Origin of the sequence: Paenalicyclobacillus cellulosilyticus (assembly GCF_014647315.1) — a bacterium.
Classification (GTDB): domain Bacteria; phylum Bacillota; class Bacilli; order Alicyclobacillales; family Alicyclobacillaceae; genus Alicyclobacillus_J; species Alicyclobacillus_J cellulosilyticus.
Genome location: NZ_BMOY01000002.1, coordinates 42,555 through 57,292, shown reverse-complemented (window position 1 = coordinate 57,292; position 14,738 = coordinate 42,555). Strand labels below are relative to the sequence as shown.

Sequence of the window (14,738 nt, the reverse complement as noted above, 5' to 3'; positions counted from 1 at the left end):
ACGATGTCGCATCCCCGTTCTCCGGTCGATGCGGCGCAGGCGTATCTCACATCGTTCGCCCCGGCGGTCGACGCGTATTTGGCCACCTTGTTTCCGGAAGGGGCGCCGATGCCCGCGCGCCTGCGCGAAGCGATGAATTACAGCCTGCTGGCGGGCGGCAAGCGGTTGCGCCCCGTCTTGTGTTTGGCGACCGCGCGCACGTTCGGCGTGGCGGAGGACGTGGTGATGCCCGCGGCGGCAGCCATCGAGCTGGTGCATTGCTACTCGCTCATCCACGATGACCTGCCGTGCATGGACGACGACGACCTGCGCCGGGGGCGCCCGACCAACCACAAGGTGTTCGGCGAGGCGACCGCCCTGCTCGCGGGAGACGCGTTGCTCACGTACGCGTTCGAACAGTTGGCACAACCGCTGCCTGTGCCGCCGGACCGTCAGATGGCGATGGTGCGCACGCTGGCGCATGCCGCGGGGTGTTACGGCATGGTCGGCGGACAAATGGCCGATTTGGAAGCAGAGCGGCGCGACGGGACGCCGGAAGACCTGGCGTACATCCACACCCACAAGACGGCCAAGCTGATCCAGGCAGCGGTCCTCATCGGATCGTGGTTCGCCGATGTGGCGGAATCCGTACGGGATGCGCTCGCCCGGTTCGGACTGCATGCGGGGTGGGCTTTTCAAATTATGGATGATTGGTTGGATGTGGCCGGCGATGCGGCCGAGATGGGGAAAGCGCGGGGTTCGGACGAGCGTCTGCAGAAATTGACGTACCCGCGTTTGTTCGGGCTCGCGGAAACGCGCCGGCAGGCGGAAGCACACTTGGCGGAAGCCGTGGGGGCACTGGCGGCAGCCGGGATCGACAGCCCGCTCTTGGTCGGCTTGGCACAGCGGATGGTGGAGCGGCAGCGGTGAACGGACGAGCTTCCCGGCGTCTGTTAGCACTCAGTCGCGATGGCTGCTCGCCGCGGGTTGTGGCGCCCGGCACGCCGGTTCCGGCGGATTCGGCCCCATCCGTTGCGTATGATATAATCAAGGGTGTTCGGCGCGGGTGGCGCAGTATTCTAGTCAACCGTCCGTCTCTGAAGGCGGGGCTAAAAATCCGCCAAAGGGCACATCGATGAAGTTCCTGGTGTTGGCTTGAGGCGCCCAGCCTTGGGTTGATGCTGGGAGTTAAGAAAGTTGGGCAACCTGCAACGGCATGCGGGATCTGACCCAACTTTCGCGGAGGCCCAAGTTCGTGGCGTGCCTTCACGCGCTACGGCTTGGGGGATGAACCTGCATGCGGAGGCAATCTGTGTGCAGCGTAGCCTGCCTTGAGTGGTACTGAAGGATCGCGGGAATCAGGCGGCGTCTCCCTGGCCAGGCAGCACCGCCGGTGCCGCGTGAAATCTGTACTGCAAAAGAGGCTAGGGGACGGGAGCGGTTGTCGCGGAAAACGCCTAGACTGTTCGCCCTGTGGCGAGGTCCCCTGGGGATTACAGTGTGGACTAAGTGGTAATCTAGTCTGACAGTTGGAGACACTGTCAAGAGGTGCTTAAAGGGAAACCGCCGGGCCGGCGACGACCGGTGCGCCTCTGGGAAATCCTACTAGACCTAAGCCACAGAGTTTACCCAGGGGGCTGCCACCCGTCGCACTCACCCGACGCCGGCAGCGCTCGGGTTCGGAGGTACATATCATGAAGCGGGCGACCATCCGCCGCTCGGTGCAGTTCGCGCTGATGATCGCGGCCATCTCCGTTCCCGTGAGCGGGGTTTTCGATACATCGACGATTTTTCTCAATGAGGCGGCCTGGTATGTCGGGGCCGCGCTTGTCGTCCTCATCATTTTCGTCGGCGTCTTGTTCGACATGCTGGGCATCGCGGCCGCGGCCGCACGCGAAACGCCGTTTCATGCGATGGCGGCGAAGCGCATTTACGGCGCCAGACAGGCCATCGTGATCGTCCGCAATGCGGAGAAGGTGGCGAGCATCTGCAGCGACATGGTGGGGGACATCGCGGGTGTGCTCAGCGGTGCCGGGGCGATGGCGGTGGCGGGTCAATTGTCGAAATCGCTGCCGATGGCTGGCGGGTATGAAGAGTTTGTGCTCATCGCCACGACGGCATTGGCCACCGCGTTGACCATCGGGGCGAAGGCGGTGGGGAAGACCATCGCCATTCACTCTCCCACGCCTATCATCTTGTGGGCGGCGCGCGTGATCCAGTCTGCGCTTTTTCTCACCGGCCGGCGCCCTTCCCGCCGCCGCAAGCGGCGCCCGGTCATGGATCCGAAGCGGACGGGGTAATGTATCTTTGATCCGCGGCGGTTTCGATGGGATTCAGTTACCGAAAGAAATGGGGTGTCCAACACGCTGCTGGAACACATCGACAGCCCCTCCGACCTCAAGGGGCTCAGTCCATCGCAGTTGGTGCAATTGGCGGAGGAAATTCGCCAATTCCTGATTGAATCCATCGCGAAGACCGGCGGACACTTCGGCGCCAATCTCGGCGTGGTGGAATTGACGCTCGCGCTGCATAAGGTGTTCGACAGCCCGCGGGACCGGATCATCTGGGATGTCGGCCATCAAGCGTACGTGCACAAGATCCTGACGGGTCGCAAGCACCTGTTCCACACCTTGCGCAAGTATCGTGGGCTCGCCGGTTTTCCCAAGCGCAGCGAGAGCGAACACGACGCCTTCGGTGCAGGCCACGCCAGCACGTCCATCTCGGCGGGCCTCGGTATGGCGGTGGCGCGCGACCTCAAAGGGGAGGACTACAAGGTCATCTGTGTCATCGGCGACGGTGCGCTGACGGGCGGCATGGCGATGGAAGCCCTCAACCACGCCGGTCACCTCGGCACCGACCTGTTGGTCATCCTCAACGACAACGAGATGTCCATCTCGGAAAACGTGGGTGCGGTATCGAAGTATTTGACCCGTCTGCGCACCGATCCGACCTACTCGCGTGCCAAGGCGGAGATTGAACAGCTTTTGCGCCGCCTGCCGGCCATCGGCGACAAGCTGACGAAGACGCTGGAGAAGATCAAGGATTCGATGCGCCACCTGGTGGTGCCGGGGTTATTATTCGAAGCGTTTGGATTCAAATACCTCGGTCCGGTGGACGGCCACGACCTCCCCTTGCTCATCGATGTGTTTCAACAAGCGTCTCACCTGCGCGGACCGGTGCTGATCCACGTCGCCACCGAAAAGGGAAAGGGCTTTCCGACGGCGGAGAACGCCCCGGACAAGTTTCACTCGTGGCCGACGGCGGTGAAGTTGGACAAGCCGCCCGCGTACACGGATGTGTTCGCCGATGCGCTCATCGAACTTGCCCGCGCGGACGAGCGGATTGTCGCCGTGACCGCCGCCATGCTGCCGGGGACAGGGTTGTCGAAGTTCCAACAGCATTTCCCGGAACGTTGTTTTGACGTCGGCATCGCCGAACAGCACGCGGCCACGTTCTGCGCCGGACTGGCGGCTGCGGGGATGCGGCCTGTGTTTGCGGTGTACTCGACGTTCATGCAGCGCGCCTACGACCAGATCATCCACGATGTGGCCATCCAGAAGTTGCCGGTGGTGTTTGCGGTCGATCGCGCCGGCATCGTGGGGCCGGACGGCGAAACGCATCAGGGGGCGTTCGACCTCTCGTATCTGCGCGCCATTCCGAACCTCACCATCATGATGCCGAAAGACGAGAACGAGCTTCGTCACATGCTGTACACCGCGTTTCAATTGGAGGGCCCGGTGGCGGTGCGTTACCCGCGCGCCGACGGCGTCGGGGTGCCGCTCGATGACGTGTGGTCGCCCGTGCCGGTGGGCAAAGCCGAGGTGGTCGTCGACGGCCGCGACGCGGCCATCTTTGCGCTCGGACCGATGGTGCAGACGGCACTGAAGGCCGCCGAAGCGGCCCGGGTCCAGTATGGACTGTCGATTGCCGTGATCAACATGCGGTTCGTCAAACCCTTGGACCGGTCCCTGATCTTGAAGTATGCCGAGCGGATGCCGGTCATGACCTTGGAGGATGCCGCGTTGGCAGGCGGGATGGGGTCCGCGGTGGCCGAGGTGTTGGCTGACGAGCAGGTGTCTGCGCGCTTGTTGCGCAAGGGATTGCCGGATCGGTTCATCGAGCACGGCGGCCGGGATGAGCTGCTTCGGCACCTGGGGCTCGACGCGGACGGCGTGATCAAGGACCTGGTGGCGTTTCTCGGCGTCGAGTTGAAAAAAACCTCGGATGTGTGGCCATAACGATGACGAAAGCGAAATCGAACAAGGTCCGTCTCGACACGCTGCTGGTGACGCGGGGTTTGTTCCCGAGCCGGGAGGCAGCCCGCCGTGCCGTGATGGCAGGGCTCGTGCGCGTGGACGGTACCCGTGCCGACAAACCAGGCGCGCGCGTCGCTGCGGACGCCGGGATTGAGGTCACTGGGCAGGCGCACCCGTACGTCAGCCGCGGCGGCCTGAAGCTCGAGAAAGCGTTGCAGGTGTTCCCCGTGTCCTTGGCGGGGCGTGTGGTGGTGGATGTGGGCGCCTCGACCGGAGGGTTTACCGATTGTGCGTTGCGTCACGGCGCGGCGTTGGTCTATGCGGTGGATGTGGGTTACGGGCAGTTGGCTTGGACCCTGCGCAATCACCCCCGGGTGGTGGTCATGGAGCGGACCAACTTTCGCCACGTGGACCCTGCCCGCTTCCATCCGCGCCCGGATGCCGCCGTGATGGACGTCTCGTTCATCTCGGTCCGGCTGCTCTTCCCCAAGCTGGCCGAGGTGTTGCTGCCGCCGAAAGACGTGATTGTCTTGGTCAAACCTCAGTTTGAAGCAGGGCGTGCCCACGTCGGCAAGGGTGGCATCGTTCGGAACCCGGACGTGCACCTGCAGGTTTTGGCGCAGACCATCGCGGCCGGGACGAACCACCGTTTACGGTGCCATGGGGTGGATTTTTCACCCATCACCGGCGGAGACGGGAACGTGGAATTCCTCGCGTGGTTTCGCGAGGGGGACGGACCGCCCGCCGTGTCGGACGAGAGGCTGCGCGAAGTCGTAGCCGAGGCTTGGGCAAAGGCGCGCGCCGGGGAGACGGTGCAAAAGACGTAGCGGGACGGGCTGCGACAGGAGTGATGGGGATGAGCCGGGAAGCGCGCGCCCGTGCGTGGTTGGAACAACGCGGGTACCACATCGTCCGGGAGGGTGCGCGGGCGGAATGGATCGGTTATGTGGACGCCCGGGCGTTCCGGAAGGTGTTGGTGGCCGATTTTCTCGTCGCCAAAGGTCCGCGCCGGTATGTGGTGAAGCTGTCCAATCCGATGCAACCTGGTCCTCCCATGAACGGCAGTCGCCTGCGCGAAGACGTGTATCCGCTCGCCGTCGCGTTTGCGGCAAATGGTGTTTTATGGATGGATCCGGACCGGCAGACGGTGCACGAGATGGACTTCGAGGTGCGTTCTCCCGCCAGCGTAGTTTGGCGCCGGTTTGGCCACCGGGCGGGTTGGTTGTTGTCGGGCGCGCTGCTCATGTTCATCTGGTTGCACCGGGCCTGAGCGGTGTGGTGGGCTGTCAGGCTGTGTCCGGGGCGAGGAGGAGTGCCGTGCGTCAGGTGGGGTTGTTTGTAAACCTGGACAAACCGCAGGCGGCGGAGGTGCAGCGGCGGCTCACCCGGCTCTTGCGGGACGCCGGCTTCGACGTCGTCTGCGCCGGGGTACAACGAGGCAGCGATGTCGAAGCGGCGGATGACCTCGACCGGTTGCCGCTGGAGTTGCTGTTTGTGCTCGGCGGGGACGGCACGCTGCTCACCGCGGCGCGCAGGTTCGCGCACCACGGCGTCCCGCTGCTCGGCATCAACATCGGTCACCTCGGGTTTCTCAGCGAGGCGGAACCGGCGGAGTTGGAGGAGACGGTGCGGCGCGTGGTCCACAAAGAATACGACCTGGAACGGCGGCTGATGCTCGAAGCCGCGGTGTACCGGCACGGGCAGGAAGTGGCGCGCTTGGTGGCGCTGAATGATGCCGGGATCGCGAAGGGATCGTTTGCCCGCATGATCACGGTGCACGCGTATGTCGACGGGGTGTTCGTCGACACGTACCGCGGCGACGGCATCATCGTCTCCACGCCCACCGGTTCGACCGCGTATTCGCTGTCATGCGGGGGCCCCATCATCGTCCCGCACCTGCACGTGTTGCTCATCACGCCCATCTGCCCGCATACCCTGTTTTCACGTCCCTGCGTGATCGCCGATACGCAGGAGGTGCGGCTGGTGGTCGAGTCCACCCACGACGACGTGGGGTTGACCGTGGACGGTCAAGTGGGCGTGCGCATGGCGGTGGGGGATGAGGTGATGGTGCGCCGCTCGCCGTTCGATACCACGCTCGTCAAGTGGCGGGATCGCGAGTTCTTTTCGGTGCTGCGCGCCAAACTGCGCAACCGGGAGTCGCAATGAGCGAAGGGGGCGAGAGGATGCTGGCGGAGCTTGTGGTGGAGCGCATTGCGCTCATCGAACAAGCGCGCCTTGTATTTCCGGACGGGCTCATCGCCTTCACCGGCGAGACGGGCGCCGGCAAATCCATTCTCCTCGACGCCATCGGGCTGTTGCTCGGCCAGCGCGCCTCAGCGGATATGATCCGTGCCGGTGCGGCTTCCGCTTTGGTGGAAGCGTTGTTCGTCCCCAGCGATGGCACGAGGCCCCGCATCGCCGAGCGCCTGGCTGCATGGGGGATGGAAGACGAGGTGGACCAAATCGTCGTGTCACGCGAGATCCACCGGTCGGGCCGGACGGTCTGCCGTATCAACGGCCGCATGGCGACCGTGCAAATGTTGAGAGAACTTGGGGCGCTTCTGGTTCAACAACAGGGGCAGCACGATCAACACGGTTTGCTGCGGTTGGACGAACAACGCCGCCTCCTCGACTTGTACGCCCGCCTCACGCCGGACCTCTGCGCCATGCAGCGTGCGTACGCCGCGTGGCGTGAAGCGTTGGCGGCGTGGGAGGCCGCGCAACTGGACGAGCGGGCGCGCGCGCAACGCCTGGATATGATCCAGTTTCAGATTGAGGAGATCTCTGCGGCCAACTTGCAACCGGGGGAGGAGGAGGCGCTGCGCGAAGAACGCCAGCGCCTTTTGCACGCGGAACGGATTTTGGGGTGGATCCGCCAGGCGGCCGAACGTTTGCAAGGACGCGGCGGCGCGCCGGGCGCAGCAGGACAGCTCGCCAGCGCCCGCGAAGAGGTCGCGGCCGCGCAAGCGTACGATCCGGCGTTGGCCGAGCCGGCATCGCTCCTCGAGACGGCCCAAGTGTATGCGGAAGAGGCTGAGCGCGCATTGTTTCGGTACCTCGACCGCATTGAAGCGGACCCGCGGCGACTGGAGGCGGTCGAGGAGCGGTTGGCGCTCATCCGCAGCCTGGAGCGCAAGTATGGTGCGACGGTGGAGGACGTGTTGGCGCACTTGGCGGCGATCCAGGCGGAGCGGGACAGGCTGCAGAGCCATGATGAGGAAATCCGGCGCCTTGGCGAAATGGCCGCATCGGCACGGGCGGAAGTGGAGGCGCTGGCCGAACGGTTACATCACGCGCGCACAGAAGCTGCCGCCAAACTTGCGGCGACGGTCACGGACCTGTTGCGCCAACTGCATATGCCACGCGCCCGCTTCGAAGTGGAGGTCCGGCCCAAGCGCGGTTCCGACGGCGGTTGGGACGCAGGACCGGACGGGGCGGATGAAGTGGTGTTTTGGTTCTCCGCCAACCTTGGCGAGGATGCGCGTCCGCTGCACAAGGTGGCTTCCGGTGGCGAGTTGTCGCGGACGCTCCTCGCGCTCAAGGTGGCGTTGGCCGAGGTCGACGACGTCGATACCTTGGTGTTTGACGAGATCGACGCCGGCATCAGCGGCCATGCGGCCCTCGCGGTCGCGGAACAACTGCGCCGTCTCGGCGCCCGCCGGCAAGTGCTGTGCGTCACCCATGCGGCGCAGATCGCAGCCGCCGCCCACGCTCACTTCTGCATTGAGAAGGTGGAGCGGGATCACGACACGACCACGGTCGTGCGGCCGTTGTCAGAAGAAGGCCGGGTGCGCGAAGTGGCGCGTCTCATCGGTGCCGACGTCTCGGATGCGACGGCATGGGAACACGCCGGGGCGATGCTCCGTTCCCTGCAAACGGACGCGGTGCCATCCGCCGATGTCCAAGTCTAAGCGTGGCATGTTTTTTGCATCATAATCACCGGTTCCCCGGGCACCTTACAACCACGAACCCGACGCGGGAGGTGCTCTGCAAAAGGGGGGCGGTGTATGAAGCGCTGGCACGGGCTTGGACGGCTGGGGACGGCGGCGACGGCGTTGGCCTCGGTCGTCGTGCTGGCAGGAGGGCTGGACTTTGCTCCAGTGTCCCCGGCCATGGCGGCAGGTATGCCTGGACCAGGTCATGACATCCCTGGACGTGATACGGAAACCAAGCGAAGTACGCTCCCGCCCACCGACGCCCCGGGGGTGTTCGGCGCCGGCGTTGGTTCCCACCTCTGGTGGCAACGCTTCACACGGGCTCGACGTGCGCCGGGTGTGGCGCCGCCTCCGCCGATGGTCTACGTCGGCGGGCAAACGGTCGGCGTCCGCCTCTTCACACGCGGGTTGCTGGTCGTCGGGTTTCAGCGCGTCGGACCGCAAGGGGAATCACCGGCCGCTGCGGCAGATGTCCGAATTGGTGATCGGATCGAACGGGTGAACGGGGCTTTGGTCCGCACGGTGGACGACCTGCGCCGGCTCATTCACCTTGGCGGTCCGCAGGTTTGGCTTACGCTCCGCCGCGGGCGGGAAACCCGGCGTGTCTGCGTGCGGACGGTGACCGACGTCGCAGGGAATCGCCATCTGGGGGTGTACGTCCGGGATAAAACGACGGGCATCGGTACGTTGACGTTCTTCGATCCGCTTCACCGTTGCTTCGGGGCATTGGGCCATGTCATCACCGACGTGGACACAGGCGAGCCTATCGAAGGAAGCGGTGCGCTGTACCCGGCTGAGGTGACCGGCATCATGCGCGGAGAGCCAGGCCGGCCTGGTGAGAAGAAAGGGCATTTCGTGTTTCCGCAGCGGGTGATGGGCGAGATTGAAGAGAACTGCGAGTTTGGCGTCTTCGGACACATGGAGCGCCCGCCCGCCCACCTCTATCTTCCGCGCGTCATTCCTGTGGCGCGGCCGGATGAGGTCCACGACGGTCCCGCGATGATGCTCACCGTCCTGCATGGTCAGCGTGTCGAAGCGTATCAGGTGCAGATTGAGCGTGCGGTTCACCAGTCGGTGCCGGATACGCGCAGCATGGTTGTTCGTGTGACGGATCCCCGGCTGTTGCGCGAAGCCGGAGGGATCATCCAAGGCATGAGCGGCAGCCCCATCCTCCAGGATGGCAGGTTGGTCGGTGCGGTGACGCACGTGTTCTTGTCCGACGTGACGCGCGGATACGGGGTGTATGCCGCTTGGATGGTCGAAGAGGCTCTGCGGACGGCGCAACATCCTCGTGCCGGATGGCCGCAAGCAGCTTGGTTGCCTGCACGGACCCAAAAGGGTGCGGTATTGGGAACACGGGTTGCGGTATGACGATCCGGATGTCGAATTTCGTTGAAGGGCCACGAAAAGTGTTTCATATAAAATGGCAGGACATCCCCTTTCAGCGTCGAACTCCTCTCCTCGGAGTTTGCTGAAGGGGGAGTTCTTGGTGCGCCGTTTGCGTGTCCTCATCGCCGATGACAATCGGGAATTCGCCGATGTGCTTTCGGACTTCATCTCATCCCAGGATGATATGGAGGTTTGCGGCGTCGCGTACAACGGCAACGACGCCGTGACCATGGTGGAACAGCACCAGCCGGACGTCCTCGTCCTCGACATTGTGATGCCGCTGCTCGACGGCATGGGTGCCCTGGAGCGGTTGGATCTCGGCCGGCCGACGGCACCGAAGGTGATCATGTTGACGGCGTTCGGGCAGGAGGACGTAACCCGTCGCGCAGCCGCATTGGGTGTGTCGTACTTCATCCTGAAGCCGTTTGACCTGCCCGTCCTCGCAGACCGTATCCGTCAGGTGGCGGGCGTCGGCGCAGCGGCCCAAGTGGCGGCGACCATGCCGGCGGTACAACGGCTGAACGGCCCTGACCTTTCGCGCCGCTCGCTCGATGCGGCCATCACGCAGATCATCCACGAGATCGGCGTCCCCGCACACATCAAAGGCTACCATTACCTGCGCGAAGCCATCGCCATCGTGTTTCATGATGTGGAGATCCTCGGTTCCATCACCAAGGTGTTGTATCCCAAGATCGCGGAGCGGTACAAGACCACGCCGTCCCGTGTCGAACGCGCCATTCGTCATTCCATCGAGGTGGCCTGGGGGCGCGGGAATATGGAAGCCATCCGCAACGTGTTCGGCTACACGGTCAGCGCCGCCAAGACGAAACCGACGAATTCGGAGTTCATCGCCATGATTGCCGACAAGCTGCGAATGGAATACCGGGTGGGATGAGCGCGTGTATTGACAAGCGAGGATGGACACCGTAACATATACCCTGAATCGTATATACCCCAATAGGTATAAACCGGTCTCGGTGTGCTGAATGAGGTGTCCGTCCGTGAGTTGGATCGGGTTGATGTTGCTCCTTCTGTTGATGTTCGCATATGGCGTGTATCGTATGTTGCCGGTCCGAGGCGTGCCAGCCATCCACGTTGAAGAATTGCGGCAATTGCTGCGGAATCGTCCCCGGTCGGTGCAATTTGTGGATGTTCGCGAGCCGGGGGAGTTCCGGCAGGGACACATCGAAGGGTTTCGCAACATCCCGCTCAGCCAACTGAGGCACCGCTTAGACGAACTTGACCGGGACAAACCGGTGGTTGTGATGTGCCAGTCCGGAATGCGCAGTGCCCAAGCGGCACGGCTGTTGGTGAAACATGGGTTTTCGGATGTGCGCCATCTCCCCGGCGGCATCCTGGCGTGGAACACCCGTCGCGGCACGGGAAGATAATCCGTCCATGGCATTGTGCAGGATGTCCATTTGTACGGAGGGGGGTAGGTATAATAAGGTACAGACAGGAGGAGAAGGTTATGGAATACACCGATCCCGTGAAGCATCGCTTGCGTCGCATCGAAGGCCAGGTTCGCGGCGTCCTGCACATGATGGAACAGGGCAAGTCATGCCAGGAGGTCGTCACGCAGCTGTCGGCGATTCGAGCCGCTGTGGACAGGGTGATCATGTACGTGGTCGGCGAGCACATGGAACAGTGCATCCGCGAGGAGATGGCCGGCGGTGGCAGCGCCGACAAGGTGATTCAACAAGCGATTGAACTGTTGATGAAGAGCAGGTGAAGAGGGAACGCGGCTTGGGCTAACTCAGGTTGGCCGCGTACCCGCAGACGGACCGAAGAGGACATGCGGAACAACGTGGCTTGCGTGCCGTGCAAAAGTGATGGCCAACCGCGTCAATCAGGGCATGGTACTGGTTGAACAGCCGGGTGTCGGCCGGAAGATGGTCCATAAACCACCTTCGCACCGCCTCGTACGGCATGTCTTCGCGCAAAAGCCCCAGGCGGGCGAAGATCCGGCGCGTGTAAGCGTCCACCACGAACGTCGGCTTCCCGGCTGCATAGAGCACGATGTCGTCCGCCGTCTCCGGTCCGATGCCGTAGAGCCCGAGCAACTCCTCGCGCAGCGCTTCGAGGGGTTGATCGAACATCGGATCGAGACGGCCGCCGTAACGGGTGCAGACGTGTGCCGCGAAGGCGTGCAGTTTCTTCGCCTTGGACACGTAAAACCGCGTCGACCGCACGCACGCCGCTATCTCTTCGACAGGGGCCCGGTACAGCTCCGGGAAGGTGAGCCACCCACGCTCACGCAGGCGCTCAATGGCGATCACGGTGTTTTTCCAGGAGACGTTCTGGACGAGAATGGCGCCGATGACCACCTCTTCCCGGGTCTTTGCGGGCCACCAGCCGCGATCGCCCAACGCGTCCTCCATCAGACGGTAGATGTGCAGCAGCTTCGCCGTGATGGGCCCAGCCATGTCCATCCTTCCGTGCAAGACCCCTTTCATCTTCTCCTCCGTCCTTCCCGTGCGATGGCCGCTCATGAGGTCAAAGATGTCTCCCGCACCCGCTTTCCCACATGAGATGATACAGGTCGGCCGGCCTTTCGTACAGTGCTGTCCTTTGACAAATGCGCATGAGCGTCTTTCTCGCGCGCGCCCGCATACGTTGCTATAGAGCGCGTGCAAGCGTGCGTGCACGCGGGCAAGTCCGGGTACAGACGCAGGGCTTGGACCTGTGGTACACTAGGTTCGGCCTGGCGCACGAAAGGGTATGGGCGTGTTGCCGGCTGCGCGCTGCGGAAGGCGGACGGCAAGAACCGGGCAGGCGAACCATGCGAGTTGGGTGCAAGGGGTGGCGCGTTTGCGACAGTACATAGACATCGACGGAGTCCGTGTGGCGTACGACATCGACGGAGAAGGCCCTCCCATGTTGTTCCTTCACGGTTGGGGGGGGAGCGCAAAAAGCTTCTTGCCGGTCTACCAAACGTTCGCCCAATGGTTCCGCGTCATCGCCATCGACTTTCCCGGCTTCGGTGAAAGCTCGTTGCCGGCGGAGACATGGGGGGTGGGCGAATACGCGGAATGCGTGTACCACTTCCTGCAGGCCCTCGCCATCGACAAAACGCACGTCATCGGCCATTCGTTCGGAGGCCGGGTGGCCATCTGGCTCGCCGCCCATCATCCTGAAGTGGTGGACAAAATGACGCTCGTCGACGCTGCCGGTATCCGGCCGCGCCGGTCCTGGAAGTACTATGTGAAAGTCTACACTTTCAAAACGTGCAAGCGACTCTACAACCTGGGACTGTTGGGTCCGCGACGCCCGGAACGGCTCGAACGGCTGTACCGGTTGTTCGGATCGGCCGACTACCGCGAGGCCGGGCCGCTGCGCAACATCATGGTCCGCGTCGTCAACCAGGACCTGACCCCCTTGTTGCCGAACATCAAGGCTTCGACCCTGCTCATCTGGGGCGAGCACGACGAGGCGACGCCGGTGTGGTTCGGCAAGACGATGGAGCGGCTGATTCCGGATGCCGGGCTCGTGGTGTTGCCGAACGCGGGCCACTACAGCTATCTGGATCAACTCGGTTCGTTCAACAAGATTGTGAAACATTTCTATTTGGGGAGTGCATGATGAGCGGATACGCATGGCTGGCTGCGTTCGCCGCGTGGGCGTACGACATCTTGCGCGGGCCGGTGTACGCCCATCTGGCGCAGTTGGAGAGTTATCAATGGACCGGGTACCGGCGCCACCACCTGAAGGCCGTCGCGTTGCCGCCCGACCTGTGGGCGTGGTGCATCGCCTTGCTCGCAGGCGCACTGTGGGGCATCGCCGGTTTCGGATTCGTCGTGGTGCCGGCGGCTGTCGCTTTGTTGGCATGCGGCGCAGTGCTCGCGGTCAAGGCGCACCGTGCGCAGTACAAGAAACCGCTCGTCTGGACCGCACGCGTCAAACGGTTGGTCGGGGCGTACGCCGTGATCGCGGCGTTGGAGGTGTGGGCGGTCGCGCGCGCGTACCCGCCGGCGGCGCTCCTCATCGCCGGTTTGCCTGCGCTCAACATGGCGGCGGCCATCATCCTGACCAAGCCGATGGAGGCCGCGATCCAGCTCCGCTACAAGCGGCGAGCGAAACGGCGGCTGCGTCAGCTGCGGGACTTGCACCAGTTGAAGGTCGTAGGCATCACGGGCAGTTACGGCAAGACGAGCACGAAGCACATCCTCGGCGCCATCCTCGGCGCGAGGTACGACGTGCTCATCACGCCCGCGAGCTACAACACCCCGATGGGCATCTGCAAGACCATCAACGATCAGCTCGCCTCCCACCATCAGGTCTTTGTCGCGGAAATGGGGGCGCGGTACAAAGGGGACATCCGCGAACTGGTGAAGCTCGTGGAACCGGACCACAGCATCATCACCGCGGTCGGCCCGGCGCACCTCGACACCATGGGTTCTATCGAACAGATTGCCCGCACCAAGTTCGATCTCGCCCGCGGCACGGCGCAGGGCGGCGTCGTGGTGGTCAACGGCGACAATGAACACTGCGTCCGCGAAGCGCGCACCCTTGGGCGGCCGGTGCTGTTTTACGGGTTATCCGGCGCGCCTCATCTGGATGCGTGGGCGAAGGACATCCGTGTCGACAGGTCGGGGACCGCATTCACGCTCGTCTTGCGCGGCGACGCGGAGATCCCGTGCCGCACCAGGCTGCTCGGCCGGCACAACGTGCTGAACATCGTCGGTGCGGCTCTCTTGGCGCGCCGCTTGGGCCTGACGCCGGATGAGATCCACACCGGCATCGGCCGCATCGAGCCGGTCGAACACAGGCTGCAACTCATCGACCCCGGCAACGGCGCCATCGTCATCGACGATGCGTTCAACGCGAACCCGGAAGGTGCGGCGCAGGCTTTGGAAGTGCTGGGGCAGTTTCAGGCGTACCGGAAGTGGCTGGTCACGCCCGGCATGGTGGAATTGGGCGCAGCGTCAGCCGACATCCACCGCCGGTTCGGGGAACAGATGGCCAAGGTGTGCGACGTCGTCATCCTCGTCGGCCGCCTCAACGCCGCGGCGATGGCGGAAGGCTTACGGGCGGCCGGTTTTCCGGAGGCAAACCTTCACTTTGCGAAGAATCTTGCGGAAGCCACCTCCTTGATGCAACAGCTCGGATTCGGCCGCGGTGATGTCGTGTTGTTCGAGAACGACCTGCCTGACCACCTGGAGTGACCACGGGAACCGCC

At 63.7% G+C, this 14,738-nt stretch carries 14 protein-coding genes; 13 read left to right on the top strand and 1 reads right to left on the bottom strand.

Features of this window, described 5'->3' with window-relative positions:
• Positions 1–3 precede the first annotated feature (3 nt).
• From IEX97_RS00990 to IEX97_RS00940, 11 genes are all read left to right on the top strand, one after another.
• Entirely contained in the window at positions 4–909 is a 906-nt protein-coding gene (locus tag IEX97_RS00990) for a polyprenyl synthetase family protein (RefSeq protein WP_188880691.1), read from the top strand.
• A 764-nt stretch (positions 910–1,673) separates the two neighbouring features.
• On the top strand, positions 1,674–2,279 hold the full coding sequence (locus tag IEX97_RS00985; protein ID WP_188880610.1) for a hypothetical protein: 606 nt from the start codon (positions 1,674–1,676) through the stop codon (positions 2,277–2,279).
• Positions 2,280–2,333: 54 nt separating this feature from the next.
• Positions 2,334–4,217: a 1-deoxy-D-xylulose-5-phosphate synthase gene (dxs, locus tag IEX97_RS00980; protein WP_188880609.1), complete on the top strand. Its 1,884-nt coding sequence runs from the start codon at positions 2,334–2,336 to the stop codon at positions 4,215–4,217.
• Positions 4,218–4,219: 2 nt separating this feature from the next.
• Positions 4,220–5,062 carry a TlyA family RNA methyltransferase gene (locus IEX97_RS00975; RefSeq protein ID WP_188880608.1) on the top strand — a complete coding sequence of 281 codons (843 nt, stop codon included), beginning with the start codon at positions 4,220–4,222 and terminating at the stop codon, positions 5,060–5,062.
• A gap of 29 nt (positions 5,063–5,091) precedes the next feature.
• The gene (locus IEX97_RS00970; protein ID WP_188880607.1) at positions 5,092–5,505 is read left to right on the top strand and encodes a hypothetical protein; all 414 of its coding nucleotides are present in this window, start codon (positions 5,092–5,094) and stop codon (positions 5,503–5,505) included.
• 47 nt (positions 5,506–5,552) lie between these two features.
• Positions 5,553–6,401, top strand: a complete 849-nt coding sequence (locus IEX97_RS00965; protein ID WP_188880606.1) for an NAD(+)/NADH kinase — start codon at positions 5,553–5,555, stop codon at positions 6,399–6,401.
• 17 nt (positions 6,402–6,418) lie between these two features.
• On the top strand, positions 6,419–8,146 hold the full coding sequence (recN, locus tag IEX97_RS00960) for a DNA repair protein RecN (protein WP_188880605.1): 1,728 nt from the start codon (positions 6,419–6,421) through the stop codon (positions 8,144–8,146).
• Between the two features lie 96 nt (positions 8,147–8,242).
• Complete coding sequence (spoIVB, locus tag IEX97_RS00955; RefSeq protein ID WP_188880604.1) at positions 8,243–9,541, top strand: SpoIVB peptidase; 1,299 nt, start codon at positions 8,243–8,245, stop codon at positions 9,539–9,541.
• Between the two features lie 118 nt (positions 9,542–9,659).
• Positions 9,660–10,454, top strand: coding sequence for a sporulation transcription factor Spo0A (gene spo0A, locus IEX97_RS00950; protein ID WP_188880603.1), 795 nt, complete (start codon positions 9,660–9,662; stop codon positions 10,452–10,454).
• Positions 10,455–10,560: 106 nt separating this feature from the next.
• A complete protein-coding gene (locus tag IEX97_RS00945) occupies positions 10,561–10,950 on the top strand; it encodes a rhodanese-like domain-containing protein (protein WP_229776193.1) in 390 nt (129 codons plus the stop codon).
• Positions 10,951–11,030: 80 nt separating this feature from the next.
• Positions 11,031–11,291 carry a metal-sensitive transcriptional regulator gene (locus tag IEX97_RS00940; protein WP_188880601.1) on the top strand — a complete coding sequence of 87 codons (261 nt, stop codon included), beginning with the start codon at positions 11,031–11,033 and terminating at the stop codon, positions 11,289–11,291.
• Positions 11,292–11,310: 19 nt separating this feature from the next.
• Here IEX97_RS00940 and IEX97_RS00935 read toward each other — a convergent pair whose 3' ends face one another.
• Positions 11,311–12,051: an endonuclease III domain-containing protein gene (locus tag IEX97_RS00935; RefSeq protein WP_229776191.1), complete on the bottom strand. Its 741-nt coding sequence runs from the start codon at positions 12,049–12,051 to the stop codon at positions 11,311–11,313.
• Positions 12,052–12,370: 319 nt separating this feature from the next.
• On the opposite strand from IEX97_RS00935, the gene IEX97_RS00930 reads away from it, so the two are divergent.
• On the top strand, positions 12,371–13,141 hold the full coding sequence (locus IEX97_RS00930) for an alpha/beta fold hydrolase (protein WP_229776190.1): 771 nt from the start codon (positions 12,371–12,373) through the stop codon (positions 13,139–13,141).
• Positions 13,141–14,724 (top strand): UDP-N-acetylmuramoyl-tripeptide--D-alanyl-D-alanine ligase, encoded by a 1,584-nt coding sequence (locus IEX97_RS00925; protein ID WP_188880599.1) that lies wholly within the window; start codon positions 13,141–13,143, stop codon positions 14,722–14,724. Before IEX97_RS00930 ends, IEX97_RS00925 begins: the two co-directional genes overlap by 1 nt.
• The last annotated feature ends 14 nt before the right edge of the window (positions 14,725–14,738 follow it).

Coding starts and splice junctions, on each gene's coding strand:
- IEX97_RS00990 (WP_188880691.1), top strand. CDS start 4: ATGTCGCATCCCCGTTCTCCGGTCGATGCGGCGCAGGCGTATCTCACA.
- IEX97_RS00985 (WP_188880610.1), top strand. CDS start 1,674: ATGAAGCGGGCGACCATCCGCCGCTCGGTGCAGTTCGCGCTGATGATC.
- IEX97_RS00975 (WP_188880608.1), top strand. CDS start 4,220: ATGACGAAAGCGAAATCGAACAAGGTCCGTCTCGACACGCTGCTGGTG.
- IEX97_RS00970 (WP_188880607.1), top strand. CDS start 5,092: ATGAGCCGGGAAGCGCGCGCCCGTGCGTGGTTGGAACAACGCGGGTAC.
- recN (WP_188880605.1), top strand. CDS start 6,419: ATGCTGGCGGAGCTTGTGGTGGAGCGCATTGCGCTCATCGAACAAGCG.
- spoIVB (WP_188880604.1), top strand. CDS start 8,243: ATGAAGCGCTGGCACGGGCTTGGACGGCTGGGGACGGCGGCGACGGCG.
- IEX97_RS00940 (WP_188880601.1), top strand. CDS start 11,031: ATGGAATACACCGATCCCGTGAAGCATCGCTTGCGTCGCATCGAAGGC.
- IEX97_RS00935 (WP_229776191.1), bottom strand. CDS start 12,051: ATGAGCGGCCATCGCACGGGAAGGACGGAGGAGAAGATGAAAGGGGTC.
- IEX97_RS00925 (WP_188880599.1), top strand. CDS start 13,141: ATGAGCGGATACGCATGGCTGGCTGCGTTCGCCGCGTGGGCGTACGAC.